The sequence below is a fragment of the Vibrio sp. 2092 genome, assembly GCF_033339635.1.
Classification (GTDB): Bacteria; Pseudomonadota; Gammaproteobacteria; order Enterobacterales; family Vibrionaceae; genus Vibrio; species Vibrio alginolyticus.
The window spans coordinates 364,499-390,478 of record NZ_JAWOUY010000001.1 but is presented as its reverse complement, the minus strand read 5'-3'; the positions used below and the strand labels follow the sequence as shown (position 1 = coordinate 390,478).

General features: G+C 36.2%; 27 protein-coding genes. 13 read left to right on the top strand and 14 right to left on the bottom strand.

Translation table 11 applies throughout. The annotated features are described in order from the left end of the window. Positions 1-83: 83 nt before the first annotated feature. Together R7P80_RS02295 and R7P80_RS02290 are read left to right on the top strand one after the other, a co-directional pair. Positions 84-707 carry a hypothetical protein gene (locus R7P80_RS02295; RefSeq protein ID WP_241619772.1) on the top strand — a complete coding sequence of 208 codons (624 nt, stop codon included), beginning with the start codon at positions 84-86 and terminating at the stop codon, positions 705-707. Positions 708-768: 61 nt separating this feature from the next. Beyond that, on the top strand, positions 769-1,128 hold the full coding sequence (locus R7P80_RS02290; RefSeq protein WP_116921176.1) for a hypothetical protein: 360 nt from the start codon (positions 769-771) through the stop codon (positions 1,126-1,128). Between the two features lie 127 nt (positions 1,129-1,255). Here R7P80_RS02290 and R7P80_RS02285 read toward each other — a convergent pair whose 3' ends face one another. After that, a complete protein-coding gene (locus R7P80_RS02285; protein ID WP_116921177.1) occupies positions 1,256-1,810 on the bottom strand; it encodes a hypothetical protein in 555 nt (184 codons plus the stop codon). A gap of 210 nt (positions 1,811-2,020) precedes the next feature. On the opposite strand from R7P80_RS02285, the gene R7P80_RS02280 reads away from it, so the two are divergent. The 4 genes from R7P80_RS02280 to R7P80_RS02265 all read left to right on the top strand — a co-directional run bounded on the left by R7P80_RS02280 (position 2,021) and on the right by R7P80_RS02265 (position 4,996). Continuing rightward, a complete protein-coding gene (locus tag R7P80_RS02280) occupies positions 2,021-2,491 on the top strand; it encodes a hypothetical protein (protein ID WP_116921178.1) in 471 nt (156 codons plus the stop codon). Positions 2,492-2,521: 30 nt separating this feature from the next. Continuing rightward, positions 2,522-3,076: a hypothetical protein gene (locus tag R7P80_RS02275; RefSeq protein ID WP_318096654.1), complete on the top strand. Its 555-nt coding sequence runs from the start codon at positions 2,522-2,524 to the stop codon at positions 3,074-3,076. Positions 3,077-3,194: 118 nt separating this feature from the next. After that, a complete protein-coding gene (locus R7P80_RS02270; RefSeq protein WP_116921180.1) occupies positions 3,195-3,503 on the top strand; it encodes a hypothetical protein in 309 nt (102 codons plus the stop codon). A gap of 32 nt (positions 3,504-3,535) precedes the next feature. Further along, entirely contained in the window at positions 3,536-4,996 is a 1,461-nt protein-coding gene (locus R7P80_RS02265) for a hypothetical protein (RefSeq protein WP_318096653.1), read from the top strand. 23 nt (positions 4,997-5,019) lie between these two features. Here the strand turns inward: R7P80_RS02265 and R7P80_RS02260 are convergent, their stop codons facing one another. After that, the gene (locus R7P80_RS02260) at positions 5,020-5,358 is read right to left on the bottom strand and encodes a hypothetical protein (RefSeq protein WP_038129023.1); all 339 of its coding nucleotides are present in this window, start codon (positions 5,356-5,358) and stop codon (positions 5,020-5,022) included. A 129-nt stretch (positions 5,359-5,487) separates the two neighbouring features. Between R7P80_RS02260 and R7P80_RS02255 the strand changes: the two genes are divergently transcribed. From R7P80_RS02255 to R7P80_RS02245, 3 genes are all read left to right on the top strand, one after another. Next, positions 5,488-6,210, top strand: coding sequence for a hypothetical protein (locus R7P80_RS02255; protein ID WP_116921182.1), 723 nt, complete (start codon positions 5,488-5,490; stop codon positions 6,208-6,210). Positions 6,211-6,235: 25 nt separating this feature from the next. Continuing rightward, a complete protein-coding gene (locus tag R7P80_RS02250) occupies positions 6,236-7,033 on the top strand; it encodes an alpha/beta hydrolase (RefSeq protein WP_318096652.1) in 798 nt (265 codons plus the stop codon). 486 nt (positions 7,034-7,519) lie between these two features. Next, the gene (locus R7P80_RS02245) at positions 7,520-8,773 is read left to right on the top strand and encodes a hypothetical protein (RefSeq protein ID WP_318096651.1); all 1,254 of its coding nucleotides are present in this window, start codon (positions 7,520-7,522) and stop codon (positions 8,771-8,773) included. 119 nt (positions 8,774-8,892) lie between these two features. Here R7P80_RS02245 and R7P80_RS02240 read toward each other — a convergent pair whose 3' ends face one another. Next, entirely contained in the window at positions 8,893-10,017 is a 1,125-nt protein-coding gene (locus R7P80_RS02240; protein ID WP_318096650.1) for a DUF2971 domain-containing protein, read from the bottom strand. Between the two features lie 148 nt (positions 10,018-10,165). Beyond that, positions 10,166-10,756 carry a hypothetical protein gene (locus R7P80_RS02235; protein ID WP_318096649.1) on the bottom strand — a complete coding sequence of 197 codons (591 nt, stop codon included), beginning with the start codon at positions 10,754-10,756 and terminating at the stop codon, positions 10,166-10,168. A 327-nt stretch (positions 10,757-11,083) separates the two neighbouring features. On the opposite strand from R7P80_RS02235, the gene R7P80_RS02230 reads away from it, so the two are divergent. Then, the gene (locus tag R7P80_RS02230; protein ID WP_318096648.1) at positions 11,084-11,431 is read left to right on the top strand and encodes a hypothetical protein; all 348 of its coding nucleotides are present in this window, start codon (positions 11,084-11,086) and stop codon (positions 11,429-11,431) included. Positions 11,432-11,481: 50 nt separating this feature from the next. Continuing rightward, on the top strand, positions 11,482-11,952 hold the full coding sequence (locus tag R7P80_RS02225) for a hypothetical protein (protein WP_318096647.1): 471 nt from the start codon (positions 11,482-11,484) through the stop codon (positions 11,950-11,952). A gap of 235 nt (positions 11,953-12,187) precedes the next feature. Here the strand turns inward: R7P80_RS02225 and R7P80_RS02220 are convergent, their stop codons facing one another. From R7P80_RS02220 to R7P80_RS02210, 3 genes are all read right to left on the bottom strand, one after another. After that, positions 12,188-13,324, bottom strand: a complete 1,137-nt coding sequence (locus R7P80_RS02220; protein ID WP_256430274.1) for a hypothetical protein — start codon at positions 13,322-13,324, stop codon at positions 12,188-12,190. Positions 13,325-13,554: 230 nt separating this feature from the next. Beyond that, complete coding sequence (locus tag R7P80_RS02215; RefSeq protein ID WP_045592931.1) at positions 13,555-13,851, bottom strand: hypothetical protein; 297 nt, start codon at positions 13,849-13,851, stop codon at positions 13,555-13,557. A 132-nt stretch (positions 13,852-13,983) separates the two neighbouring features. After that, positions 13,984-14,571: a hypothetical protein gene (locus R7P80_RS02210; protein ID WP_318096646.1), complete on the bottom strand. Its 588-nt coding sequence runs from the start codon at positions 14,569-14,571 to the stop codon at positions 13,984-13,986. A 217-nt stretch (positions 14,572-14,788) separates the two neighbouring features. On the opposite strand from R7P80_RS02210, the gene R7P80_RS02205 reads away from it, so the two are divergent. Further along, positions 14,789-16,378: a hypothetical protein gene (locus R7P80_RS02205; RefSeq protein ID WP_241619763.1), complete on the top strand. Its 1,590-nt coding sequence runs from the start codon at positions 14,789-14,791 to the stop codon at positions 16,376-16,378. A 202-nt stretch (positions 16,379-16,580) separates the two neighbouring features. On the opposite strand, the gene R7P80_RS02200 is transcribed toward R7P80_RS02205, so the two are convergent. The 7 genes from R7P80_RS02200 to R7P80_RS02170 form a co-directional block, all read right to left on the bottom strand. After that, positions 16,581-17,522 (bottom strand): hypothetical protein, encoded by a 942-nt coding sequence (locus R7P80_RS02200; protein ID WP_241619761.1) that lies wholly within the window; start codon positions 17,520-17,522, stop codon positions 16,581-16,583. A gap of 298 nt (positions 17,523-17,820) precedes the next feature. Then, a complete protein-coding gene (locus tag R7P80_RS02195) occupies positions 17,821-18,672 on the bottom strand; it encodes a hypothetical protein (RefSeq protein ID WP_241619759.1) in 852 nt (283 codons plus the stop codon). A gap of 44 nt (positions 18,673-18,716) precedes the next feature. After that, a complete protein-coding gene (locus R7P80_RS02190) occupies positions 18,717-19,943 on the bottom strand; it encodes a hypothetical protein (protein WP_020331332.1) in 1,227 nt (408 codons plus the stop codon). Continuing rightward, positions 19,940-20,581, bottom strand: coding sequence for a condensin complex protein MksE (locus R7P80_RS02185; protein ID WP_020331331.1), 642 nt, complete (start codon positions 20,579-20,581; stop codon positions 19,940-19,942). The genes R7P80_RS02190 and R7P80_RS02185 overlap by 4 nt, the downstream gene beginning before the upstream one ends. After that, a complete protein-coding gene (locus R7P80_RS02180) occupies positions 20,581-24,240 on the bottom strand; it encodes an ATP-binding protein (protein ID WP_241619757.1) in 3,660 nt (1,219 codons plus the stop codon). Before R7P80_RS02180 ends, R7P80_RS02185 begins: the two co-directional genes overlap by 1 nt. A 153-nt stretch (positions 24,241-24,393) precedes the next feature. Beyond that, the gene (locus tag R7P80_RS02175) at positions 24,394-24,759 is read right to left on the bottom strand and encodes a hypothetical protein (RefSeq protein ID WP_038129015.1); all 366 of its coding nucleotides are present in this window, start codon (positions 24,757-24,759) and stop codon (positions 24,394-24,396) included. 5 nt (positions 24,760-24,764) lie between these two features. Continuing rightward, positions 24,765-25,361 carry a hypothetical protein gene (locus R7P80_RS02170; protein ID WP_020331328.1) on the bottom strand — a complete coding sequence of 199 codons (597 nt, stop codon included), beginning with the start codon at positions 25,359-25,361 and terminating at the stop codon, positions 24,765-24,767. A 248-nt stretch (positions 25,362-25,609) separates the two neighbouring features. Between R7P80_RS02170 and R7P80_RS02165 the strand changes: the two genes are divergently transcribed. Beyond that, a complete protein-coding gene (locus R7P80_RS02165) occupies positions 25,610-25,948 on the top strand; it encodes a hypothetical protein (RefSeq protein ID WP_045592923.1) in 339 nt (112 codons plus the stop codon). Positions 25,949-25,980: the final 32 nt, after the last annotated feature.

Below are 25,980 nucleotides of genomic sequence, written 5' to 3'. Positions count from 1 at the left end.
GCTTTTTATTTGTAATTCTAATTGTATTGCGCTGGATCAGAGTATACACTCCATAAAAATCTTCAATAAAAAAGGAAAAATCTATGGAAACCTTACTTGGTTTTTTTGCAATGCCATTTGTCATATTTGGTGTTCTCTTTGTATTTAGTATTTACATGGCATTTTGTGAAAACCTAAAAACAACCGCAGCCCTGTCTTTCTTCGGTTTTGTTCTGCTCGCTTGTACTAGCGATTTAGCCTGGTATGAGATTCTAGGTTGTGCAGTGGGGTACTTGGCGCTTGGTATCGCATGGTCAAGATCTAGATATGCTGTACTCAATATTGAGTCAATTCAAAAGCTAGAACAGTTGAAAGAAAGTGTCTCATCAGGTGAAATTTGTGTATCTCAAGCTCAATCACAAGCAGAAAAAATCAAAGAGCAAATGAAGATCACTTCAAACAAGGAAAAAATTGCATGTTGGATTCTAGGCTTCTTACCTAGCTTTATCTATCATGTTTCTGATGATTTGGTTGCTCATTTGAAAGAGCTAATTGTTACCAAATTGAAAGGTGTTTACCGTGGAATTTCAATTAAGTATCAAGAGAAAGCTGAGCAGATTGATTTTGCTTCTGTAGCGCCTAAAGCAGACGAACCAGAAGAATGTTACGGAGAAGACTCATCGCATGATTTTGATGATGAAGATTCAGATGTTAAATCAAAAAAATAAACTTAATATAAAGTAAATACAAAGGCTAGCAGGGTGCTAGCCTTAATTAATGGAGAATTATATGTTTTCGAATCTTACCAGCCAAGACTATGTAAATTTAGGGATTATTTTCTCATTTTCTATCATCACAGCAGCGATTTTAATTTTTATCATTAATAAGATTGGCAAAAAGTTTTCTAAGCAAATTAAATTTGTAAGTGACAAGACGGTGCAACAAGTAGAAGAGGCATTTGATGACGAGCAAAGCGGAAAGCAGGTATCTAAGGTTAGAAAGGTCGCTAACTGGTTGTTAATTGTAAGCGTGACATTTCTATTCTTAGCCTTTTTCATGGTTCCATTCCTTCCAGTCTTGATTGTTCTTGGTTCTATAGCACTACTGGCGCTTATTGCTCGACTAATAATTACTAAAACAGGGTGCTAATGGTTTTTATTGAGTTAGACTTAGACTTAAAAGAAATAGAGTGTATATCTTAATGTAAAATATATATTAAAAGGCTCGAAATGTTGATTTCGAGCCTTTCAGTATAAAGTCTTATAACAAGGAGGAATTACTCTTCTTCAAGTTCTTCTTGCTCTTCTTCTTCCAGATCTTCATCTTGGTCTTCTTCAAGCTCTTCAGCTTCTACTTCTTCTTCCTCATGCAGATCTTCATCTTCAGATTCTGTTTCAGTCTTTTTGAACAAGTCGATGCCCTTGATCAAGATATCTTCATCAATATCTTTTGCTTCAGTAGGGATGATTTCGATTTGGTCAGCTAGTTGAAGGAGAGCTGTGCGAATTTGTTCGTTTGTGTGCTCAAACTTATCTTGTCGCCAAACCTTAACTTCAATTTCCACGCCAAGGGTTTTGGACTTAATGGAGATGTTTTCTTCGTTTTTGTGTACAACTTTAAGAAAGTCGCGTTGTAGCTCTACAACATCAGCTTCAAGTTTACCATCACGTTCTACAAGAGTGATTTTTGTGTTTGATTCTTCCATCAGTTCATTGAAGTCAGCTTTGAACTCGCTTTCAACACCTTTAACATCACCAGAAAACTTGTAGAAGCGATTTGCAAGATTAAGTAGATCTTCAAGTGCGGTAGCATGTGCTTTTTTAAGTGCCATTTTATTATTCCTTTTTACTTATGTATTTAAAATTTAATTAATTAGATTTCGAGAAAATTGTACATTATGGAGTTAGTTTTAACAATGATTTTTTGGGTCAAAACTAACTCAAGTGTAGAAAAAAATTGGAATATTGTTCTCTTATGATATTAATGGGCTTATAATTTAATAAATATAAAAATAAAAATAAATAATATTAAAGAGAATGAAATGTTTAATCTAATAATATCAATATTGGCTATCGCATTGATTGTTGTTCTTTCTGCTTTCGGCGTCTTCTATGGAGGTCAAATTTACAAGGAGCAGCAAATTGAGGCTGAAGCGGCTAAAGTCAGAAATGAGCGCTCACAAGTTCTAGCAGCACTGGAGTTATACACGTCAAATGGTAATGAAATAAATGATAATTTTGACCTTAATTTATTGGTCGATGACCAATATCTAAGTAAATTACCTCTTGATTGGCAAAGAAATGAGAAAATGAACATCAAAGTTCTAGATCAGGAAGATCCAAAATCCTACCACATATGTCAAAAGGCAAATGAGCAAGACGACTTTTATTTTAATGAAGAGTCAACAGAAGTGCATTTGTATGAAGACGGAACCAGGAAGGTCTATATACCATATTGTAATAAATCAGATTTAGATCCTCGCGTCCCTTGTTGCACGAATATTAATGAATAAACATTTTGATCAAACCTTAGAGATTTTAATATGAAAAAAATACTTATTGCTTCACTAATAGCGTTATCTTTCAGTGCCACTGCTGACAATGACTTAATGAGTGTAAATACAAAAATAATCGTTGGTACTGCCTCGTCAACAGGAACTCCAACTCAACCCCCAGAAGATACTTTTCCTACAGGGCAGCAGATGTATCTTTCTGCTATTAATCCAATAAATTGTGCGACAAGTTCAACATACACAATGTTTGCTGGAAAAATGGCAGAGCTAACAATTTGTAATGACAGATACTATAAAAGCGTTCCTGAAGGATACAAAGGTGAGACCATTTATGAGTCTAACGAGACAACTAGCCATATAATGAAAAAGCTATACCTGAATGGTGAGCTGATTTATACAGCTAAGCATAAAAAGAGCGGCGCTATGGAATATGAAAACTTATACAAGTCTGGATGTTCATTTACTGTAGGGACTTTAAAGAATGTAATCAAGTATGAGTATGATTCTTCTTGGTATGGAACAACAATTCCGAGTCATATTCAAAGATATACAGTGTCATTTGATACCAATGAGTGCTTTAAGTAAGGGTAGGGAGCCTATTCTTTTTTATTCTCAGGTGAGTTCAATGATTGAGACCCCATTTGATGGATCATTTTTCCTGATTACGGCATAATCAAAGAAATTAAATAAAGAGATCTTGAAAATGGAAAATAAAATTACAGACTTCTTAGCTTTCGAATCTAGATTTGCTGTTACTTTTGGTTTGTCTTCAGAGCATAAATGCAATCTTGATGGCTATGCTTTCAGACTTGAAAATGAAGATCTCTTCATAGAGCCATCTGAGATATCACAATCAAAATCAAAAACCTTAGTCCTTAAAGGCATCAAAAGTCATTTAATCCCTAAAATTAATGAAATCGAATATCTAGTAATAGCGTTTTTAAACGAAAAATCAGAATTTGAAGAAGCATACAGAATAAGCCCAATTGGTCGTGAAAACGAAGTTTTCTAAATTTTAATTAATACAAACAATAAGAAATAGCTATGGCAAAAATTTCAACAAAAAACTTGTTAGGGGTTTTGAAAGATAGTGTTTGCATAGAGCATGGAAACTCAAGCTTTCTTACTATGAGAGCAATGAAAGCAATAGCACTTGCTTCATCAATGGCTCTTGCAGGCTGTGCGTCACCTGCTATGCAAAGTGTTCAGGATTCTATCGATATGAGTTATGGTCAAAAGCAAATTGCTGAAGTGAACGGCAACACATTTGCTGATATTGTTGACCATAGTAAAAGTGGTTTATATAAGCACCCATTGTATGATGATAAAGTGGTAGTGTTTGAGTTCAGTCATGATAAAGATGCATCAGACAGAATTCGAAATGACTTGAGTGAGTTTGGTATTGACCCAGATGTTTATGATTGGAATAGGATGCTAAAGGATATGCTCCAAGATGAAAAGTCTCTTGCTTCAAGGCATATTCAAGATCCTAATCCACTCAATGCGGATATCAATTACTCATATATTAATCAGGCTGTATACAAAGATTTCAGATCGCAAAACCCCGTTAACGAAGATATTGCAAGAGCGATGACTTTGTTTGTAATGATGCATGAAGCTGGTCATTCAGTAGAACACCAGCAAGTAGGCGCAATTGATGCAGCAAAGCTCATTTTTTCTCAAAAGCAGTTATACATGCTCGAAAACTCTTCAGATGTAATTGGGAGCGCAAAGACCATCAATGTACTTCATGAGTCTGGTGCTAGCCAGGAATTCATTAATGAGTTTTTGAATGAAGCGATCAGAGACAGGAAAGCCGTTGTCCGTGCTCACAATAAAGAGATCGAAAACGAAGGGAATCATAACCCTACGCACAGAACAGTTCCTAGCTTGGCTTTTGTGAAGTCACTATACAATAAAGACCCTGAACAATTTCATCGTCTAACAAACTCTGAAATTGAAAAAATGGCTGAGATTATAGCTACTAAAGTCATTGATTATGACTTTAATAGGGATTTTGTAGAACATTCATTAACTGTTGTAGACCGTGTAAAAACAAAGGATGACCTGGATAGAGTCAATCAACAGTTCGAATTCGGTTTAGTTACTGAACAGTTCTTGGAGCATATACACAAATCAAGTCCTAGTGGTAAAACGGAAAAAATTAACCAGGCAGCTTCAGCGCTCTTGGATGCAGTTAACAAGAGCGGAAATGAATCTTGGATAGCGATAGCTTCTGAATTGTCAGCTAATACCGAACATTATCATAAGGCTTTTAAAAATGATAAGGTAGAAGCGTCAAGAGAGCTGCTACAAAAGGGGTTAGGGGAGCTGACCATCAATGATGTTAAGCAACAGAGAATGATAGCTTACGTGGACAATTTTGATGGTTTTACGCATGACATGATGTTTGAATTAGAGAACTCAAGTGTTTGGGTTAATAATGAAAGAACTAATGACTATACCCAACAAGCGGCTCATACCAATACGACCTATGGCATTTAATTAAAAGGGTATCTAACGACACCCTAGTCTTCGAATCGCTCAAAATATCTGTCCATAAGATCTTCATCTATCGCAAAACCATCCTCTGTTAATGTTTTATTAAATGCTTCAGAGTATTCTTCATCAATAGAATCATATGGCGTAAAGTTTACGACATGCTCGAATGTGTTTTTGCCAGTTTTGAGTTTTAGACTGTTACCTTCTGGAACTAATGTAAATTTCCTGCTAGCAGAATAACTATTTCCATACATGAATGTTATAGATTCCCCATTCGTTAATTGTTTACGATGGTCTAAACATTTTACCGAGCTACCTACAAGATGTTTCGCGACTATTCTTTTAAACTTTTCCGAATTTTCCATAATGAACTTTTTTATTTGTTTAATTAATCATGCTATTTTAACTGAAAGAATAAAATAAATAAATTAAGTGACGGGATTATTTACATAGAGATGTATGCCTGACACTCAAAGAAATAGAGGAATTTAGATATGGTTTTGGGGTTATTAGATGTAGCTGCTATAGTTGGCGCGTTTGTCATTGCATTCTTCGTAATTGTAATTTCCATCAATATAATGGACTACATTAGGGAGTTACAAGGTAGAGAAAAAAGAGAGCGAGAAGCTAAACTTGTTGCTGAGCGAAGAGAAGAGATTAAAGCCAGACTTTCAAGTTTAGTTTTTACGATGAATGCACTTCGCGATGAGTTGAGCAAATCAAGAAAAGATCAAATCTTTCGTAGCGAACAAGCATTTTTGGAATGCCAAGACTGTAACGTGAATGAGATAGCTAAAGGTTACGTAGGTGAATCATCATACGACTGCGACGATGCAGAGAGTTCAATTACTGAAATTGAGCAAATGTTGAAGGGGCTTGCTAGCCGTGTAAACCAACAAGATTCGGTAAATAAACCACTATCTGAAGATGACTTCAAAAAAGTAGATATTGAAATTGAATTCACACGTAAGATTGATGCTGATGTATTTGGTATAGATACATTTTTGACTAAGTATGAGTTTAAGGTGGTATCAGATACAAATCTTTTGTTGTCATATAGTGCGATGAGTCAGGCGATTGATGATTGGCATCCTTGTGCTTTACTATCCGATTTCAAGCAAGATGGTCAGTCATATGTGGGTACAGTTAAGTTCTTGTTTGATGATGATTTGCCTAGAGATATTGATACTGTCTGCTTAAAAGTATCACCATTCTAATTAATGTAGTAGTGGGTAATTTATTATGAAAGTTAAAGCTGCACTCATTGCTTCTTCCATAATACTTGGAATGGCATTGATTTTTCTACTGCAAAACGCTGCGATTTACCCAGCGTATTTCCGATCACTTCAAGAGTACGAACTTAGCAGCTCTGAAAACATGGTTGTTGGGAAGATTGTGGTTGATAACAATCAGATTAAAACTCTCTACTTTAAAGGAGATGAGTCAAAGCCACTCATTGTCTTTTTTCATGGAAACATGGAGTTAGTAGACGACTATGCTTGGAGCTTTAAAAACCTGTCCAGAGAGATTGGGTACAATATAGTTATGATTGAATATCCTGGATACGGTAATAGCGATGGATTTCCTAGTCTTAAAGGCTCCATAAAGGCAACGAATAAATGGCTAGAGCAACATTATGATGGGAGCGAGTTAATATTATGGGGGCGTTCTATTGGTTCAGCTCACGCAATAGAGCTTTTTGTTCAAAATCCTTCTGCTGTGAGTAATGTAATAATCCAATCTGGATTCTCAGACTTGTCGGTAGCAGTAACAGAATCAAAAGGTCTGAAAAGCCTCATAAACTCAATTCTATTAGAGGATTACAACTCGTTAAATAAGTTATTAGAAACTCCTGATTTAGCTAGAAATACTAAATTTACTTTGATTCACGGAAATAAAGATCAGTTGTTCAGCATTGAATCTGCGGTGAGTTTTAAGGATGCTCTAATGGCAGATGGCTTTTCTGTTAATTTCATTGAGTTTAACGGCGATCATAATTCGACTAACTTTAGTCATTTTAAGCTGCTTATGGGGCTTTAACACATCTTAGTGAAATAGATTTAAACGGTAATCTGCAAAAAATGCAGATTACCGTTTTTATGTTAAATTGCCTTAATATTCAATGACTTACGAGTACGCGGGGCGGGTTATAATTGTGATTACATTCTGTTGCATTGATTATGTAACGCAAATCACAGCCCGTTTAACATAATCTATATAATACGCACTTGGCACAATAAATGCATACCAGCAAAAACATCAATAAATCATAATGTTATGAGCTTTTATTTAAAGCCGATAACCCCATTTATCGGCTTATGCTGATAGTATTCTTTTACTTTTATAGAAAATATACCCTGAAATGTTCGGCAATAATATTAAGAACACACGAATCAAAGAACGCTCTTATTCGTAAAGCCTGTATTGTTTCATTAACTACTAAGAGAATTATTCCTTATAATTGTTATATTTTATTCTAAATATATTGTATAATGCGATATTGCCAATAAATTAAAAAAAAGACAAATGCAAATATCTGAAATTCAATCCAAAAAATTAGATCTTGAACTGATCAACATTAAACTTATACAAAGAGAAAAATCGCCCCCAATAACAATTATCGCTAAGGGTACATTGAAGCAAGACGAACATGGTGTCATTCAATTAACAGCCAACTCCCTTACAAATGATTATCCAAACTTCACACAGAATGAGTTTAATAGTGTTGGGTTTATTAAGCCCGAACATGAATACTTTGACTTGTATGCGACTGATCACAATGGTGTTAATTGGAAAGCTGAAAGATTAGGTTTGAAAAACAACATAAACGACAAAAGTAATCTCTTCGCAACAGTAACTATGATTAAGAGGGATATTCAAATTTCTAATAATGTAGCTGAATTTAAGTCAATAATGTGCTTCAGCTCAACCAATTTGCGCCCTAATAAGATATATGTAAAAATCGGAAAATCAATGGCATTAATTAATATTAAATCAGATTTTGTAGAGGTATTTATCCAATCTGAAAGTTCAGACTTGATAGACAAGATATCTAACTGTATATATAAGCCTATTAGTATGCTATTGGGGAAGCAGATATGCCCTATTTCATCTGAGCTTTACGTATTGGAAGGAGCATCCCAAAAAATCTATTCCAAAAACAATGATATTGATTCTCAATCGTTATTTCCTATATTGGGTTATTATTACAATAATGAAGATGCTAAAAACTTCATTGAATCATATGTGCGAAAATTGGAGCTAGAATTCGAAAATAATGATAGCGTTTTTCCACGCTGGCATGATTCATTAATGACCAATCGAAGAAGTATTCATTCAGGGCTATACTCGTGTTCAGCTCAAATAGAAGGATTAATAGACAGTTATTTTCAGACCATGTTTGAAAAAGACGACAGAGATTATCTAACAAGTCTTGACGGGATAATTGAGGCTGTTGAATCGATAGAAAAATGCGAAGCAAGAGAACATGCACTCTCACGACTATCCAGTATGAAGAGAAAGTCACCAAGTACTGTTGCAGTTGAAATATGTAATAAAATTGCAATTAGTACGAAACTTGCAAAAACATGGTCTAAGGTAAGAAATAAAAAACTTCATTCGACTGTAATGGAATACGACAATGCTACTCTAAAAAAAGATATGCTTAGAATGCATATGTGTCACTATTTTATGTATAGGCTTATTTTTGAAATAATCGGCTATAAAGGGCATTGCGTTGATTACTCTAAAGAAGGATTCCCAATTGTTAAAGTTGAATAGTGGATATTTACCACCCTTGCCTTCAACCCGCCAGATTCCCTGATCTGGCTATCACAACCCCCAAACGTTAGAAAGGGCTGCTCTAGCAGCCCTTGTGGTCAAACCAATCCAATACTGAATTATATTTTCTTTGATGTCATTTTAAATTCTGATGTAGAAAGTTCCATTTTGTATATTGGAACCCCTTTTCTTTTAGCGATATCTTTCAAGATCCTTTCATAAACAGGTGATATTTTCGCCCCTAAATATATGGCTTTAGCCCTTGGAACTTTTCTATTGTAAGGAGTCTTTGAATTAGATCTATCTATTTCTATAATCCTCCATTCCCTTTCGTACTTCCATTCTTTGGATTTATACAGTGATGCTAGAACAAAAAGTATAGGATTAATAGTACCGTATCTTAGATAGCTTTCCAGCATGGCATTAGATTTAAATAAATGATCGCTGTACACAACAGGCCACAGGTCATTGACTATTGAGCCTTCTTGCGTAAGGTCGTATTCCATTACAAAACCTTTATGATTATTAGAGTAATGTGACCACATTAATATGGAATCATTAACTTCACTCAAGGAGCATATATTGTACTCTTTTTTTGTGACCTCGTTATATTTTTCATTTATATCTAGCTGTTGATTTAGCATGTTAGAAAATAGCATGTTGCAAATTTCATCGCACAATTCATCTATATCATCCATAGAACCAAAAGTTTTATGATATATTTGATTTATCAAATCAATGAATTTTTTCTCAAAGTCATCGAACATAGCTGTATCAATAATATTATTATTTTTACTTGATATGATTCTAATGTAATGATATGCATCAATAATCTCTGATTTCATTAAACCTAGAGCTTTTCTCATTTCACCAACATCATCTTTTTTTATCAAAGAACCCATGCATTCCATTAAGGTGTCTTTTGATCCTATTACCTCTTCAAATTTAACATCATTTAGGTATTCTTTATTCTCAAGTAGGCTGTTTATAAAATTTAAGTTTCCGACTTGACTTTCTAAGCTCCAACTTACAGTGGAATCATATGGGTCATTATAGCTGTCAGCTCCAGTAAGCCATAATGTGTCATTCTCCAGATTATCTAGTGAGAAATCATTAATATCTCTGTATTTAAATAAAGAATTTGGAATATTACTATTTTTTAAATTGATAGCATTTATCATTCTATCCTTATCTAAGGATAATATATCACTTGCAATTTCTAATGATAGATTTTTGTTTTTCATAAGTGGTTCTTTTTTTAATATTTTCAATATTTTAGCACTTATCCCTGTGACCTGCAATTATTGCTCACAACCCGCAGATGCCCTGCTCTGCCAATCTCGCACCTAGTCGATACAAAAAAGTAAAGGGCTGCAAATGCAGTCCTTGTATTCAAAAGCCTGGGCTATGTGAGCACTCTCTATATACATTTTGATTTCTGTTCATGTATGCGAAATCTTCTAATGTAGGCTCATAGTCTTCAGTCTCGATATCAAATACAACGTATCTACCGTCTGTAGTTCGACCCACATTTCCTTCAGTTAAATCAAAAGAATAAATGCCTTTTGAAGCCAAATCCCTTAATGCCATTTGTATTGATTCGAAGAATATAGCGTGTTCTTCGGAGAGGTCTATATCTGCCTTTGTTTCACATCCTAACATTGAATCAAAGTCGTAATTGAATTGGTCTTCAGCATATTCCATCAAATCCTCAAATAATTGCTGAGCTATATCCGTTTCAACTTTCTCCTGAAGGATATAGTATTTGTCGTTGATGAGCTTACCGACATCATAAAACTCTACAGTATGCTGTGAGGGTTCATTCATTAAGTGTTTTGAATTAAGCGCCTCTGAAAAAGAGTTTGTTATTTTTAATACTCTACCATCATCAGTTTCGTAAGCTACTCCTTGTAGACCTGAGCCGATTTCTTTTAAAACTTTAATGTTAAGCCTGCTCTCTAGAGCTTTGATTATCTTATTCATGTTTATTTTTCAATGCTAATTCTTAATTCTATTTTATCAAGCATAAAGAAAGTTATTCAATTCATTTAACAATTATAATTGTAGTAAACACACTATTTGGGTCTAGTTAGGTGTTTCAGTGTAACTGCTGCAATATCAAGCTCTATCTTTGCTCACACAAGCGGCACGAATCAGAGAAGAAAGTGACCAATCGGTATTGGGTAGCCTTGAGCTACCCTTGATTCATTAGTATGCGGTTTAGTAAGTGATTAATGAGCCAGTCAATTTGAGTTGTTTTTAAAGGAATTGACCGTATAATTAATTAAAAATAAAAATTGAGAGTACAAAATGGAATTTCTAACTTATTACTTAATTGGTTCACTAGTCTTCTTTGCTTTTCTTATGTTTCTTAACAAAGGAAAAATTGGCGCGATTGAAAAGAAGAACAGGAAGTATTTGTATGCAAAATTAACTGTATATAGTTTACTGTTTGGTATCCTACTCCCTGCTTTAGTTTTAGCACCAGAAGCAATAGCAGGCTGGTCTGGTGGGCTTATAAGCTTTGGAGACGATGATTCGATTCTTGAGTCTCAGTATGCTCAAACTGAAGCATTTGATAAAGATATGACGCTTATAGGTTCTATTATCCTTGTAGCCCTTTCATTGATCGCAGTTATTGTCTACATAGCCTCATAAGTTATGATTAATGTTGGCTTCATTAATTAAACAAATAAAAAGACTATATTATGAATAATATGACAGAAGACTATATATTTTTATCCGTGGTTTTGTTTTGTGTCTTCGCAGGGATTTGTCTAACCATCATGACCAAATTCGCGCAAAAGATGAATCATAAAGATTTAGATGAACAAATTACCTCTTTTAACTCGTCAGGAGGAAGCTACGTAGAAACTAAGAGATTTGGTACAGACGCAAGTGTATCTTGTTCGACAAAGCAAATTACACTTCTATTCGGTAAACGACCATACTTAATCTCAGAGATAATCCAGGCGAAACCTTTAGCAAAAACGTCAGATAGATCTATGTCCATTAGCTTTTCGTTAGAATTAGAGGTTGTTGATGGAACCAAGAAAAAGATTAAAATGAGTAGCTTAGAAGATCTTGTTGATACCATGCATTTACTTTCAATGCTGGCGGGTGGAAATATTCGAAAACAATCCAAAGACACTATTACTTGTTCGTTTGTGGAAGAGTAATTATCGATATTCAGGGTTTAAATTGAGTTTCACGATATATGTAAAAAGCCTCAGTTGGTAGCTGAGGCTTTTTAAGTGAGCTATGCATTTCGTGCCCTTTCAAACAAATTAATTTTATGGGTGGATTTATCAAAAGTCAATATAAGCAACGGAATTGAGTTCTACTGTAGGATTTGAATTTACTTTTGTTCTGATATTGGTTAAAAATAAAAGCGCTCTTAAGAGCGCTTCTGGATTAGAAGAGAAAATCTAAATCATTTTCTTTGGGCTTCATCTTCTTGAAATGAGTTGTCGGTATTTCAGCGAATGAGCGCTTGGCGCTAAAGGTTGACCCAGTTGCCTCATATGCCTTACCTAGCTCTAAATATACATCACCATCATACATACTCACTGTCAGACCTTGAGCATCATTAGAATGGATTTCATCTAGAAAGTCCTTAGTAACCAAGATTACCTCACCCATAGTGGTATCTTTATCTTTCAGTATTTTGGCGTTAAAACCATTAACTTTGCTGATATCAATTGGGAAATCTTTATCGTAAACGTATCCGAACGTATTTGTTTCTAGATTATAGTGTTCATCATAATCAAATTGATCACGTTCGCTTTCACGCGCATACTCTGGATAGTGCTCTTTCAGAATTGAAAAGTATGTATCTCTATCGACTGATATAACAGCAGGTGTGTACTTGTGCGTTGTGCCAGGAGTATCTTCATTCCCATCATAAAAGCTAGAGCGAATAACTGAGACCACACCATTTTCCTTTGAAGCTTTAACATTCTTGATTGATTCAATGGAAGTGTGTGTCTTCGTGGTGTCCTGTATAAGCATAGTATTCGGATCAATTAGGAAAGAGTTGATACCTTCTTTCTTCTTAACGCCAAACCCTAAGCTCTCACTCTTAAACACATCAATGATCTGGTCTTTTTTCGCCGCATATATGTTGAAGTGTCTACCCTGCTCTAAAGGCTTAAAGAACGAGCCATCATCTCTAGATTCAATAAAGAACCTTCCAGAGTCAGTTTCAACATAGTATTCACTATCATTGCCATTTTTCTCGATATGCTTTTGCATTTTGTACAGATTTGCAAAGCCTAAGCCGCTAGCATTGGCAATGATGACTTGTGTGTTTCTCTCATAGTTTTTTGCGAGATCGTTTGCGATTGATGCGGATTGGTAATCTTCAATTTTCTTTTTTGTGTAATCATCTGCTGGGTAATATACGCAAATTCCATCAGAAGATGTCATACTGTAAGAGTTTAAGCCAACGTACTGACCTAACTCTTTATTCTTGAATTCTTCAACTGTATCGTATTCACGCTCGAAGTTTCCATCAATAGCTTCGACCCTAAACCTTAATTTGTCACTCATCATAAAACCTATAACTCTACTTATCTGTATATATTTTAGCAAATAACACACCTTGCAAACAGTTTTATTTTTTTACATATATGCGTACTTATATTGATAGATGAAATTATGATTCAACCGACCTATTCACATGTTCATTTAGGAAGTTGAAATAAATTCACTTGATGATTTTAAATTTAAAGGCAGCATTGAAAATGCTGCCTTTATTGAAAATTAGCGTTCGCTATTAACTAGAGTTTTTCCTTATGATTTCGCCATCCAAACTTAGTTAGTTTTTGCTGAAAATTCATTGGTGAACCAACGTAATCATCATTCATGAATGACTTTAATACTCTTTCCTTGATTTCCTTATCGCTGCTATGAAGATTAAGAGGAACTCGAATTTCGTATGACATTCCTCTTGATGGGTCTACGATGAAGTAAACTGCGTCTTCGCCATCTTGTTCTGTTAGGTAGCAATAAAGAGCTTGTTCGAAATCATAGTACCTACCTGTTTTGAGCGTGAACTCATCTGGAATTTGCTTCATTTTCAACAACCATTTTAACTTTGTAAGTGACTTATTTTATTAGACAATCGTTAGTTGATCAATGGTTTCGATGTTGCTAATAATCTCAATAAGGTAACTTGTTCATCAATAAGACATCACCATAAATGAAAATCAAAATCTTACATTGTTCACATAATCTATCTTTGTAATGAGTTCTTTTTCTGATGAAATTATCATCTTCTTAGCCCTTTTTAGATCAGATCTGTTTTTAGGATAAACAAGCAAATTGAACGTTCTAGATTGAAAACAGCTAATCACTATAGGGATCTCATTATCATTTTCATCTAGTATTTTACATTCAAACCCAATGTTCGCCATTGTTTCATCAAAATGAGCTATTTTAATTACGTCTTTATAAACTACCAATTCATCATTGATTACTTCAAAATTAAAATCTGATGAGTCTCTAAAATTTGTAAGTTTTGGTAATTCAATCTCTACTCCACTTTTATCTATTTTAAGTTCATCTGACAATATGAATCTAAACCCGTTGACAGCCTCACTTACAGACCAAATCAAAAGTCCAGCACCAACACATGCAATTAATACATTTAATATGATGTCAGTAAAAAAGCTATTGTTTCCAAATGACATAAGGGAGAATGTGAATATAGATAGACAAAAAATGCCCCATCCGAATAGGTAGCTCGGCATGAATTCTTTTATGATTGCGTTTTTTTCAAATTTTATACTTTTCATTTTTATTCCAATAAAACACTGTTCGATTGATTTGATGGTATCGTACTTTCTAATTTGAGTGTTGTCAAAATAAAATTGAAGATTGATATTAGTTTCCAATAAAATGTCATTATATCCACTTTAATTTAAGTTTTAACGGCTGGTATCAGAAACCCTACTGCAAGGCAAATTAGTTTGATATAATCATTTAATATTAAAAACAAAAAAGTATTCAATTATGAATGAAGTAATATCAAAACTTACCAGTTACCAATATAGTCAAAACGATGTATTCCTAACTGCTTCTGATTATAAACAGCTAAAAATGATTGAGGGGCAAGAGACGGATGATGTCATTACTTTGCATAGAGGCATTAACTGTTTAACAAAAGAAATAAGAGATGATGTGCTATCAGGAATCGAAAGCAATATTTTTACAAAAGGCGCACTAATCGCTAGTTTTTCATTGGATGTTGATTCTGCATCACAGTTTGCTCATTCTGAAATGTCTAACTTTCCTACCGAGTCAATCATGAACGCTCAACAGATTATGGAACAAAGACAGGATTTTGTGACTGGTTATTGCGGCTTAGTTGTTTCAGCAAAGTTTAAGCGCTCAGACGTACTTGATGTTAGTAAACTTATCTCTTCTTCAGAAAGCGAATTTTTAGTCCCTAATTCCGCAATTCCCATGAGTGTAACGGTAAATGAAATTACCCCATTCTACAGAATGATTAGTGAGTCAGACAAAAGTGTGCATGAACATCTCGTAGAAGCGCTTGAGATGCGTGATAGCTTACTGATAAAGCATATTGCTGCCTCATGGTCTGATTACCTTACCATTGAAGATAGCAAGCTTCTATCAAGCGCAATGAATACTCTCCCCTATGAGCAGTCGGTAAAGATACTAGAAAGCCTGCCAAATAAATTTATGGATTCAGAAATGTTAAGCTTTGTTACCTCACCAGTAGCAATACAAGACTTGATGAACAAGAAAATCATCAATTCTGAGATTGGCAAGATCGCGATGAAAAGGATAGCATCTGACTCTATACAGAATCATTCTGTTGCTAGTTTCACTCTCAAGGATTTCGATGCTCTCCATAAAATGCAAGTCATTGAAGAAAAGTTTATGGATAAAGCAATCGGAGAAACGCTAAGGTCTGGCGATCATGATAAAGCTATAAGCTTAATTGCTAACTACGGTTATTCGCGTACCGATGTTATTTCTGCCCTATTCAAAAAAGAGCTAACAAAGCATCAGCAAGAGATTAGTCAGTATCTGGATAAAATGAGCCGCAAAGAGCGCTTGTCTGAAAATGTAGTTGTTTTGAACAGAGATACTCAGTCATATGAGTTAACCACGCAAGCCCATACCCTCACAGGTTTTCCAAATGCCCTGTTTCGATACACATCTTACTATCAATCGATAGGTGATGCTCCAGAGTCGCTGGGCTGCTCTATGGTTGGTAGTAAAAACTTATTCAAGCTTATGGCTCAATATCCAAACTTACCTAAAGCTGATCAAATAAGGGCGGATATAGTGCTTACAGATGTTATGTCAGCCATTAATGAAATTAAGGGGGTTGATGATAGATTCCCTGGTTTTGATAAATCTACTACATCTACTTTAACCAGATACCCTAAAACTCCTTTCAGGAGTCATTTGATCGATTCCCTTATGTCTGGTTCTGCTACAAAGGTGCATAACCTTATGGATCTGCTCAAAGATACGGGTGACAATCAAAGCTTAAGAAACATGCTAGCTAAGCATTTAGAGGATAACTTGAACAAGATCGGTAGAGGGATGGGTGATTTATCACTCTAGAACCTCAAGGCGCTGTTAACCTTAGCCAAATAATGCTTTACACCGCGAACAGTTTATGTATAATAAAAAACATTCAGAACCTACAAGCGATGTATAAGTCTTATGTGCTTTTATATCATTTGCGTTGTGAATCACTCTTAAACAGTTATTATGAAAAAAACCAGTCTATGACTGGTTTTTCTTTTTTTGTCTAAAGTGAAGTTCACATCGTTAAGGCGCTGTCAGACACTTCTGGTAACTCTGGCTCAAAAATACGCTTGTGTGAGCTATTAACAAAAGATTTTGCTTCATTGAAGCTCTTTTTGTTGATGAAAGAACACATGTTTTTCTGAGTTTCTTTATCGAATTTTGATATTACGGAAAGAAATTTTTCTGCCAACTTGTCGGTATCATGCTCGTAAGCAATTCTCTCATTAAGCTTCAATACTGCCTGGTTAATGGAATCGAGAAAATTGATGTCCAAGTGTGGATATTGATTGTGTATGTGATCTCTAAACAACTGATATCTGACCTCATCAAATGGAACATCTACCACCATAGGGGTTGAATATTGAGCCTCATTGATATTTCGTAGCGTATCTAATGACGGGTGATCTTCATTAATCAGATCCCAGTTCCATTGATCGGAAGATTGCCAGTTCGGACGGTAAGCCTTTTGGTTGAAAGCAGCAGCGTATGTCATGATCGCGGCAATGAATGGCTTATCTCCCTCTTTTGGTTCATCAGGTCTCGATTCAACCAGATAGAGCCATTTTTCTCGGTCAAGCTTCCCATCAATCCACTCTGCCCTAACGCCTCCATTATGGAAGTATGGCTCATCTTCTTCATCCAGATTCAAAACATCAATGTTGTTTACAGAGATTCTTCTGCTTTCACCATTGTTCAGGCACTCAAGTGTGAAATCATCAATTTCGGATGGGAAATCGTGTGTGCCGAGTCCTTCATCAACGTAGTCCCAAGTTTCCGAGCGGTCTGCACTAAATCTTAAGTACTCACCTGCCAGTTCAATGGCAAAAAACTCTTCAAAACTCTTGAGAGTGGATGTGAGGGTATCTTGGCTAATATCTAAGTTGTTGACACCTATGGCTATAGGTACTTGAACTTTACCATTTTGATAAAATTGAACCTCGTTTACCTTCTTCATTTTCTTCTGCTTTTTCTATTGTTATTTTTTATATGATATAAAAAACAGGGAAAGAAAGCGAGAGGCATTGAAGTTTGCGTGTGGCACACACGCTTTAGCTAGTATTCATGATGTATGCATAAATAACCCCGATATTGGAAAATCTCCGAGGGTAATATCAGGGTATATTGCCTTTTTATTCATAAATGTGAATGCAATGGTTGCCATTGGAGGGTTGAAAAAGCTAATCTGCAATATTCAAAATCTAATAAGAGCGATAGTGGTTTCAATCATAAACACTAATGACTTCGGTCAATGCTCACCAACTTTTTAGTTTTAGCGGCTGCTCAGAGTGTATGATGCCCTCTTGAGTAAGTACCATGAGTTTGTTCGTCATTATGTTTATATGATCATTAACCCACTCAATGTTTTTATCCTTAAGTCCATCAACAAATCGTAACTGTTTATTAAAAACATCCTTTTTACCGTAATTTTGCGAATACAATTGCTCAGGGTTTGAAGGTAGTAAGGTTCCCTTCGTAATTTCTTTTTTAGCAATGGCTAAATTGAAACCTTGTGGGTCGTAATCCATCCAGCTATAAGTAATGGTATTTAGACGCTCAATAGCCCCATCAATCGGAGATCTTGTGTTATCACCCCTGTATGCAATAAGAGGGTCTGCAAAATCATGATGCTTAGGTAGAATAAATGAAGACAATTTCTTGAAGGCAACATAGTTTTCCACAATGATAATTGAAGTATGCTCAACTGACTTAAGTTGCTCAGAGTTCATAACTATTGAGATTGACGGATCAAACAAGTGAGATTCAATGCCATTAATCTTCACGATTCCCGTTAAAGATCGGACTTCAATATTCTTCTCTTTTGGCGATTCAGTAGCGAGCTTTTCATTGCCAGATTTATTAGAAAATGTAGTCCTGTCACCCTCTAACGCTATTCTTAAATCTAAATTAAAACGACTTTTTATATTGTTAATTATTTTTATTTTGTCGTTTGAATTGAATTTAACATGCGTCTTCGACACTCTTTTCCCAATCCCGAAGTCCTCGTGCAAAGACTTTATCGCATTGGTAGCCATGCAGGTGCTATCAGTAGTTTTGTTGACTATTCCGTGTAGTCTATTGATATCTGATTTCGTTAATTTATTCATTTTATTTCTACAGAATTTAAGGTATCCCGCTTAGCGGGATACTGTTAAGGTTGGTATTCTACAGATACCTCTTTCAAAAGTAGGTTTCCGAAAGTGTCATAGCGTTTATCGCCATCTAGCTCTATCTTAAACCTGCTCCTGTAAAGATTATTCAACTTGGCGTGATACATGGTTAAGCCAAACAGCCACTGGTCTAGGTCATAGACTAGCCCCTTCTCACTATGATATTTCTTCGCTGACAATCCGTTATTGGTACGGGTTTTTTCTTTGACAACTTCTGTGAGGAAGCTGCGGCAATCAACTTCAAACTGACCTCGATGTAATGTGACAATCTTTTCGGTTTGCAGCTCTTGTGCCTCAACGCTTTCAGCCTCAATGACTTCACTTTTTACCTTCGTTAACTTATCGTTTCCATCTTTGATTTTCTCAATCGTATCTGTCACAAACTCGTCATTTTCATCAGAATCTATATCGATAACAGCACTTTGAATTATTGGGTCTGGAATCAAGAACTGGCTTTCACCGTACTGCTCATCGGTAAACTCATCAATTTCATATGAAGGACTAAGCATCCAATAGTCAGAGAATGCGGTGATAAGCTCATTGCTTTTACTGTACTCTTTAAACTTGATCGAGTTTTCAGCAAGTTTGTTCAAGATTTCTGTCATTTCAGCGCATAGCTTGATGACAGGATCTATCAGTTCTTTTTTGATGAAGTTGTAAATTTTATGGTCGATATTTGGTGCCAATAGAAAATCATCTGAACTGAACTGCCTAAATGCTTCAATTACATCGCGACTAATCCTTGCTGAATCTTCATTGAGCTTAATTTTTTCCTCCAGACGCTTGATGTGAGAAAACTCACTATTTGCGCGTCTACGAAGTTTTGCGACTACATCTTTAGCTTGGTGCGCAGTAGCAAAGCTTTCATCCGTTATCAGGAAGAAGGCATTATCCATACCGATCATGTCATTGTTGTACTTAGCAACTGAATATGCACTGATCTGATTTAGGATCACCTTTTTGCGTTCATTGAAATCAGTATCAATGTATGAGCTGGTTTCTTTGCCGAAAATTGAGTCAAAAAAGTTCCTCAATTTCGGATTCAGACGATACCCCTCAGAGGTGGCATAGACTACCCGTTGGGTAGTCAGTTCCAATGCTCTTTCCCTGTTCTGGGTTTCTTCAATCTTTGTTCCTTGATTGTATACGTCATCAAGAATGTCTGAGTTCTTCTTTAAAAGATTGATAAGCGTTGATAATTCACTCAAAACAACACTCCTTGCTTAGCACTTTCATCACGAACTTTTTCGATAATTTTTTCTCGCTCATTGATGAAATCAAGGTAATCAATTAAGAATGAAATTTTCCCTGTGACCAGGAAGATGTTTCGATTTTTATTAGGCTGAACAAGGTATCCTTCACGAACAAGGTACTGCAACACCATCATGATTTGGTCGTGAAGGTTGTCTTTCAGCTTAGAGCCTTTCTTGATGCTTGGAGATTGCGACAAGATACGGAATCTCTCCTTACAAGAGTCATTATTTTCTGCGTAGCTCTCAATTGTAGCCTCAACGATCTCTTGACCCTCGTACAAGCCCATATCGCTTCTTAAACCGTCCAGAATGACGCGAATTGACTCAACGGCTGGCTTAACACTATTTCTAGCCTGCTCGATGTTCTTGGCGATTTGAGCGCGGTTTTCTGAGGTTATCTCTTGATATGCTAGATAGAAACAATTTTCGTTGTTGCTGCTCTTCAGTGTTTTACCAATTTGCTTAACAAATACATCTACGCTGTATTGATTTTGGCTGTCATTAAGATAGTTATGTGCCTCAGGTTCGGTGATTTTGCAAATGAATGCACCACTCAAAAGTAAGTTCACGGTTTTTTCAAATAGTGTGCTCATTACGCATTCTCCATCATTAGTGCTAGCTCATCTTTTTCAACGTTGTTCTCTACTAGGTATCCATGTTTGCTAATGTGATACATCTTGCCAAAGGAGTTCATCAGATCGATATTCGGCTCTGGTAGAGCTGTAGCGATGGCTATGTTGTTATTTTCAAGAATGCCGATAAGTCTCAGCGTGTTTTCAGTAGAAAGCTTGCCTAATTCGTCTACAGGCCATTGGATAGAGACAAGGCTAGCGCCCCTCTGCACCTTAATCATGCCTAGATACAGTGTTGAGATGAATAGGAATGTAAGACCGTTACTACTCATTTTCTCAAGGTCAGTCGCTGTGCGAGCGGTCTTTCTTCTGCCATTTTCAGTTACCGCGAATACGACATTAAACAAGTCTTCAATCTTAACGTCTGAGTTACCGATACGTTTAATATCGATGATTTGCTTCAGGCGATTTTTAAATGTTTCACCAGGTAGAATGTTCTCTTTGTAATCGCTTTCTTGCCAGCTTGTGTAGGCATCACAAAAATCAACAATGCTTTCCCAACCGTGGATTTTATGGATTACGGACTCTAGGTTGATGCTGATATCTGTAATAGAGTCGTAGTTTGAGCACCCGTTTACTGCATCCGAAATTTTTCTTCCAAGGTCGTTAATCGTTCTAGAAATGCCATTTAGTTGGAGTTTGAACTCATTTACACCATGCCCCATAGCTAAGGCATTACTGATCACGATCTGTTTGAAGCCTGGAATGATTTCATGAACGATTTTGTTAAATGCGACAATTTGAGCGCGGTAAAGTCTGTGACTATTGCTCGTGGTCATCATCCCGACTTCATCATTCCAACATTTACGGATATCTTCGCTGCCATTACTAACCAACTCTTGTTGAATTGAAGAAAGCTCGCGCTTAACACTCTTACCCATAGCAATTGTTTTGCTGACAAGTTTCTGGTTGGTGGCTACAAAGTCTGAAATATCAAAGTCATTAGGAAGCTCAGCATCGTGGACTGTTTCAATACCCATATCACTCAAGCTTGAGCGTAGAGATGTTAGGTTTGATTTTAGCTCTGTCAAAGCATCAATCTTTCTGTTTAGTGCTGACACTTCAGTTTCGATATCGGCTTTCTTACGAGCGTAGTCTTGCTTCGCTATTTCAACTTTTTGAGTCAAAAGTGATTGCTCTTGCAGTAAGCTTTGCTTTTCAGCTATTAGGTCATCGAGACGCGATAAGTCGTCCTCTTTGAATTTTGTATAGCTGTTGATTAAAGGTTCGTAGCTTCTGTACTCTTCAATCGTTTCAATGAGCTTGTCATAGCTTGCTTTAACGGCGCGGTAGGCTTCATTGTCGAAATCGATGTCATTGATGCGAGCGTTAGCGTCTTCTCTAATCGCTTTAATGTCTTTCTTTAAACGGTCAATGCGCTGCTCAAAAATGTCTTCACTTGCTTCGCGCTTTTCAGAAAACATGGTGTCGCAGTCTGACTTTGCAGTAAGGTGTGAAGCATTCAGCTCTTCAATGCTTTCATCTCTTTTCTCTGTGATAGCAGTAATGTTGCGTTCAGCCTTACGAAGCATCTTTTCAGCGGCTTCTTTTCGCTTAATGAGTGAGGCTTCCTTTTCAGCGATAAGAGAAGCTTTCTTATCTGACAAGAACTCCCTTTTCGATTTGTTTTCATCGATCAGAGTTCTTACTTCATCAAGTTTTTTGTCAAGTCGCTTAAGCTCAACGTTGTTGGTTGCAATTTTGGCTTCGATTTCTTTTAAACGTTGGCGAATAGCTTCAGTTTTTGCGTCAATTTCTGCGATTTTCTCATCAAGGATAATGATTTGGTTATCCATGTCTTCGAATTCGCTTGGTGACTGAAGAGAGTCGATATCTAGGTGTAGACCGTAGATGCCAGCATCAATATCGATTTCATCAATATGAGCACTTAAATCGGTTCTGAGAAGCAGTTTATGACCAAGCACCTTGATGATTGGGTTATTGATTAGTTCTGGATCAATAGCGCGAATCGCATTAAGAGCTGAGCCTTTTAGTCCGTTCTTCAATTCATCCAGTGTTTCAATAGATTTTAAGTGAGCGTTTTTCTCATTCAGAAGCTCTTTAAGTTGTGATGTGATTGTATTTTTTTCACTCAACAGGTCTGAATTCTGGATGCTGTACTTTTGGCTGCTCAAGCTGCCACTCTCGTTAAGAAGCTCAACTTCTCTAGTGTGAGTCTTAGAGATTTCAGCCGCTATTGCTACCACTTCTTCATCGAGAGGTACGGATAAGATAGCGTTGCTTAATGAGGATATCTCTGCTTCAATTTTGTGCTTTTCACCAATCGAAATTTCGCGCTCTTGAGAGTATTGTTTTTCAATCTGACTGATAAGTTTCGAATGATTTTGCTCTAGAGAAGACTTGGCAATCTCATGCTCTCCATCAATTGCTTTCAATGCGGACTCTTTCGCTTTCTGTTCGCGCTTAATATCTGCATTCTTTTCTTTAACACGAAGCTCTGACTCAGTATTAATCTGCTCAATATCTTTAGAGTGAGAGCTATAGTAATCAAGATCAGACTGAAGCGTTGCAACATCGGCTTCTTTTTCAGGAATGGACTCAAACAACGCTAATTTGTGCTCAATCTCCTGGTCGATGAAGTGATCTTGCTGACGGTTGATTTTATCGATTTGAGTTGAAGCACCGCTAATGCGACCCTTTAGGTTGGATAGCGATTCACTGCTTGTCTCAATTAATTGATTCTTCGCGTTCTCAGCTTCTTTCAGTACCGACTTCTTGCCCTGCACCGATTGTTGAAGCTCTACAAACTGCTCAGTAATTACCTGCAAGGCAGATTCGATGTACTTAGCTTGAACTTCAAGCTGGTCTTCGTTTTCAATCAGTTCATTGCCGTTTTCAAGAGTGGTCATGTAAGACTCTTTTTTAGACTCGAACTTGCTGACAACTTCGTAATGCTCAATCCAACGCTCAGCCTCATTCGGGTTAAACTGGAGTTTGTAGTCTCCACCGCTTTGATGCATGATTTTTGCTAATAATGATTTGATATCAGGAATGCTAACCTTACCCGTTATCAAGGCATGAACGATGTAATCGATGTGTTTAAGGTTGTTTCGACCACCTGTTAGTGAGTATGGATGGAAGTCTTTTTCAACGGTTCTTAACTCATCATTTTGCATAACCTTACGGAAGTCTGACTGTGTAGGTACTGCTTTAGTGAAGTTAATAAGGCGCTCAGACCATAATGTATGCAATTCATGCGGTTCGAGTGCAATGAACTTACCTTCTTGCTCTTCATTAAGGTAATCAGAAGCATCAAACGGCTTGGCTACGAAACGATACTGAACTTTAGGCTCGATGCTGGTGGTATGGTGTCTAGATAGAACCACTTGAGCGACATTGCCTAAATGTGTCACGTACTCATAGACAATGTATGAGTTTTTATATGGAAGGTAAAACTGCACAAAATTGTCAGTATTTTCAGATTTCTTTGAGATTTTGGATGTTTTCATGCCGAAAAAGGCTGGAATTAGCTTAAGAAAGCTAGTTTTACCCGCGCCATTATCACCCGTAATCATGGTGTTGTTACCAATCTCAACTTCCGATACAAGCTCCTTCAAGTAGGAATTGATCAGTATGATTTTTCGTAGACCTTTTTTCATATTTGATGCTTATCTTTTTATTGATTAATAAAAAACAATTAGACAATAAATTGAGTCCAATTTCAATAATAAGAATCAAGTATTTAGGTGAAAAAATCTGATATGTATTATGTTGCATCATCCTTGATGCAAGTGGATGTTGATACTTAATGGTTAAGGAGCAAGGTCAGAAGATGGAGTTAACTTAAGAATCTTAGAATGGTACTTAAGCTTTCGTGTGTCGCCTACCAGGATAAGTGTGCCAATCTCTTTCAAAGACTCTTGCCATGTCTCGTAGCCGTTACTTTCGTCCACATCATTATCAGGAAGCAGCTCAAATTCAGATAAACATTCATTATTGAGCATTATTAGCACCATATCTGAAGCAATCCCCTCGGACATTTCAGATTCAACTCTATCTTTTGCGTGATACTTTGCATGTTCGATATGGGTTGTCACATAAAGATATCCCATATTACAGTTGGGATTCCAGTTATCAGAGGTGGTGCCGTGAAAAAGCTTAAGATCAGTAATATTCATGAAGCTCACCTCTCTATATCGTAAGCGCGATCTTGATGTAAAGAATGGTATTGTTCATGTTTAATCTTGTTAAGCTCCGTATCGATGTCTAATTTTCTCAATATGTGCTCATCATACCGCATATCGAAAACCGCAATCGTCCCATCTTCCTTAAGACCAATATTGTCATGATGTAGATCACTTGAAAAAAGTCTGTTTTGGTGGTCTTCGGTGAATAGCTCAGCGATGTTTTGCTGAAGATCGTAAATGCTGTCGAAGTATTCATCCTCATCGATATCGACTTCCTCTATCCCCATATTCTTCGATTTGGCAATTGAACAGAGTGTCTTGAATTGTTCTTTTAGCTCTTCACATATTTCAAGCTTTTCCATTAGTATGCCCATACTACCGTCTAGAAATATTCGTGTGTCATAAATCTCGGCAAAGTGCTTTAGAGACTTTCCTTTAAGATTATGAGCATGTAGGAACTCTCCCACATCACCTGTGATTTTCATTACCTTGTCATCACTGGTTTTGAATGCAATTCCATTATCACCAGCACCCATGTATTCAGCGATCTCAATTCCAAGCTTTTCCGCCCAAGCTTCACAATACTTATTCATAAATAATATCTCTCTTAATTAGTTTATTTATTAAACATACAAAATTCGAGTGTTCAGAATATTCTGAAAATCAAAACGCACAAAGAGCGAGAAAACCATTCGAATATTCGCCAATTAAATTGGCGTTTTAACAAATTTTATCATGAAGACGATCTTTAACAAATAAATTAACTGAATGTTAGGGTTGACACCATTGTGAAATGATCAGCATAATACTGTACATCCATACAGTGTACCATGAGGGGATGATGATCTTTGACGCACCTAGTTTTGTCGTTCATCTAAGCGGTTATGAAACCGTTACTTTAGATGATCAGGGGGAAACGCTGTACGGCAACTCATTGATTCAAAACCATTTGGAGGTTGTGAAGGAAAATGATGAATCTGAACTAATTCAGTTTGGAGGCTTTATAACGCCAGATAAGCCTGAGAAAGTGGCTTGGATTAAAAATCTGATTTTGATAGGTTTTGAAGGCGAATATTTTGACAACTTAAACAAAGATTACGTGAAAGCTATTATTAAGAATGAACGTGTTTATGTGCTAATAATGAATCAAAAACCAGTTTTTACAGCAAATTATTTATGAAAAAAATACAGGCTTTTTAGACCTGCATTTAT

Excerpts from the sequence above, each read along its gene's own strand:
- R7P80_RS02295 (WP_241619772.1), top strand. The coding sequence starts at position 84 with ATGGAAACCTTACTTGGTTTTTTTGCAATGCCATTTGTCATATTTGGT.
- R7P80_RS02290 (WP_116921176.1), top strand. The coding sequence starts at position 769 with ATGTTTTCGAATCTTACCAGCCAAGACTATGTAAATTTAGGGATTATT.
- R7P80_RS02285 (WP_116921177.1), bottom strand. The coding sequence starts at position 1,810 with ATGGCACTTAAAAAAGCACATGCTACCGCACTTGAAGATCTACTTAAT.
- R7P80_RS02280 (WP_116921178.1), top strand. The coding sequence starts at position 2,021 with ATGTTTAATCTAATAATATCAATATTGGCTATCGCATTGATTGTTGTT.
- R7P80_RS02275 (WP_318096654.1), top strand. The coding sequence starts at position 2,522 with ATGAAAAAAATACTTATTGCTTCACTAATAGCGTTATCTTTCAGTGCC.
- R7P80_RS02270 (WP_116921180.1), top strand. The coding sequence starts at position 3,195 with ATGGAAAATAAAATTACAGACTTCTTAGCTTTCGAATCTAGATTTGCT.
- R7P80_RS02265 (WP_318096653.1), top strand. The coding sequence starts at position 3,536 with ATGGCAAAAATTTCAACAAAAAACTTGTTAGGGGTTTTGAAAGATAGT.
- R7P80_RS02260 (WP_038129023.1), bottom strand. The coding sequence starts at position 5,358 with ATGGAAAATTCGGAAAAGTTTAAAAGAATAGTCGCGAAACATCTTGTA.
- R7P80_RS02255 (WP_116921182.1), top strand. The coding sequence starts at position 5,488 with ATGGTTTTGGGGTTATTAGATGTAGCTGCTATAGTTGGCGCGTTTGTC.
- R7P80_RS02250 (WP_318096652.1), top strand. The coding sequence starts at position 6,236 with ATGAAAGTTAAAGCTGCACTCATTGCTTCTTCCATAATACTTGGAATG.
- R7P80_RS02245 (WP_318096651.1), top strand. The coding sequence starts at position 7,520 with ATGCAAATATCTGAAATTCAATCCAAAAAATTAGATCTTGAACTGATC.
- R7P80_RS02240 (WP_318096650.1), bottom strand. The coding sequence starts at position 10,017 with ATGAAAAACAAAAATCTATCATTAGAAATTGCAAGTGATATATTATCC.
- R7P80_RS02235 (WP_318096649.1), bottom strand. The coding sequence starts at position 10,756 with ATGAATAAGATAATCAAAGCTCTAGAGAGCAGGCTTAACATTAAAGTT.
- R7P80_RS02230 (WP_318096648.1), top strand. The coding sequence starts at position 11,084 with ATGGAATTTCTAACTTATTACTTAATTGGTTCACTAGTCTTCTTTGCT.
- R7P80_RS02225 (WP_318096647.1), top strand. The coding sequence starts at position 11,482 with ATGAATAATATGACAGAAGACTATATATTTTTATCCGTGGTTTTGTTT.
- R7P80_RS02220 (WP_256430274.1), bottom strand. The coding sequence starts at position 13,324 with ATGAGTGACAAATTAAGGTTTAGGGTCGAAGCTATTGATGGAAACTTC.
- R7P80_RS02215 (WP_045592931.1), bottom strand. The coding sequence starts at position 13,851 with ATGAAGCAAATTCCAGATGAGTTCACGCTCAAAACAGGTAGGTACTAT.
- R7P80_RS02210 (WP_318096646.1), bottom strand. The coding sequence starts at position 14,571 with ATGAAAAGTATAAAATTTGAAAAAAACGCAATCATAAAAGAATTCATG.
- R7P80_RS02205 (WP_241619763.1), top strand. The coding sequence starts at position 14,789 with ATGAATGAAGTAATATCAAAACTTACCAGTTACCAATATAGTCAAAAC.
- R7P80_RS02200 (WP_241619761.1), bottom strand. The coding sequence starts at position 17,522 with ATGAAGAAGGTAAACGAGGTTCAATTTTATCAAAATGGTAAAGTTCAA.
- R7P80_RS02195 (WP_241619759.1), bottom strand. The coding sequence starts at position 18,672 with ATGAATAAATTAACGAAATCAGATATCAATAGACTACACGGAATAGTC.
- R7P80_RS02185 (WP_020331331.1), bottom strand. The coding sequence starts at position 20,581 with ATGAGCACACTATTTGAAAAAACCGTGAACTTACTTTTGAGTGGTGCA.
- R7P80_RS02180 (WP_241619757.1), bottom strand. The coding sequence starts at position 24,240 with ATGAAAAAAGGTCTACGAAAAATCATACTGATCAATTCCTACTTGAAG.
- R7P80_RS02175 (WP_038129015.1), bottom strand. The coding sequence starts at position 24,759 with ATGAATATTACTGATCTTAAGCTTTTTCACGGCACCACCTCTGATAAC.
- R7P80_RS02170 (WP_020331328.1), bottom strand. The coding sequence starts at position 25,361 with ATGAATAAGTATTGTGAAGCTTGGGCGGAAAAGCTTGGAATTGAGATC.
- R7P80_RS02165 (WP_045592923.1), top strand. The coding sequence starts at position 25,610 with ATGATCTTTGACGCACCTAGTTTTGTCGTTCATCTAAGCGGTTATGAA.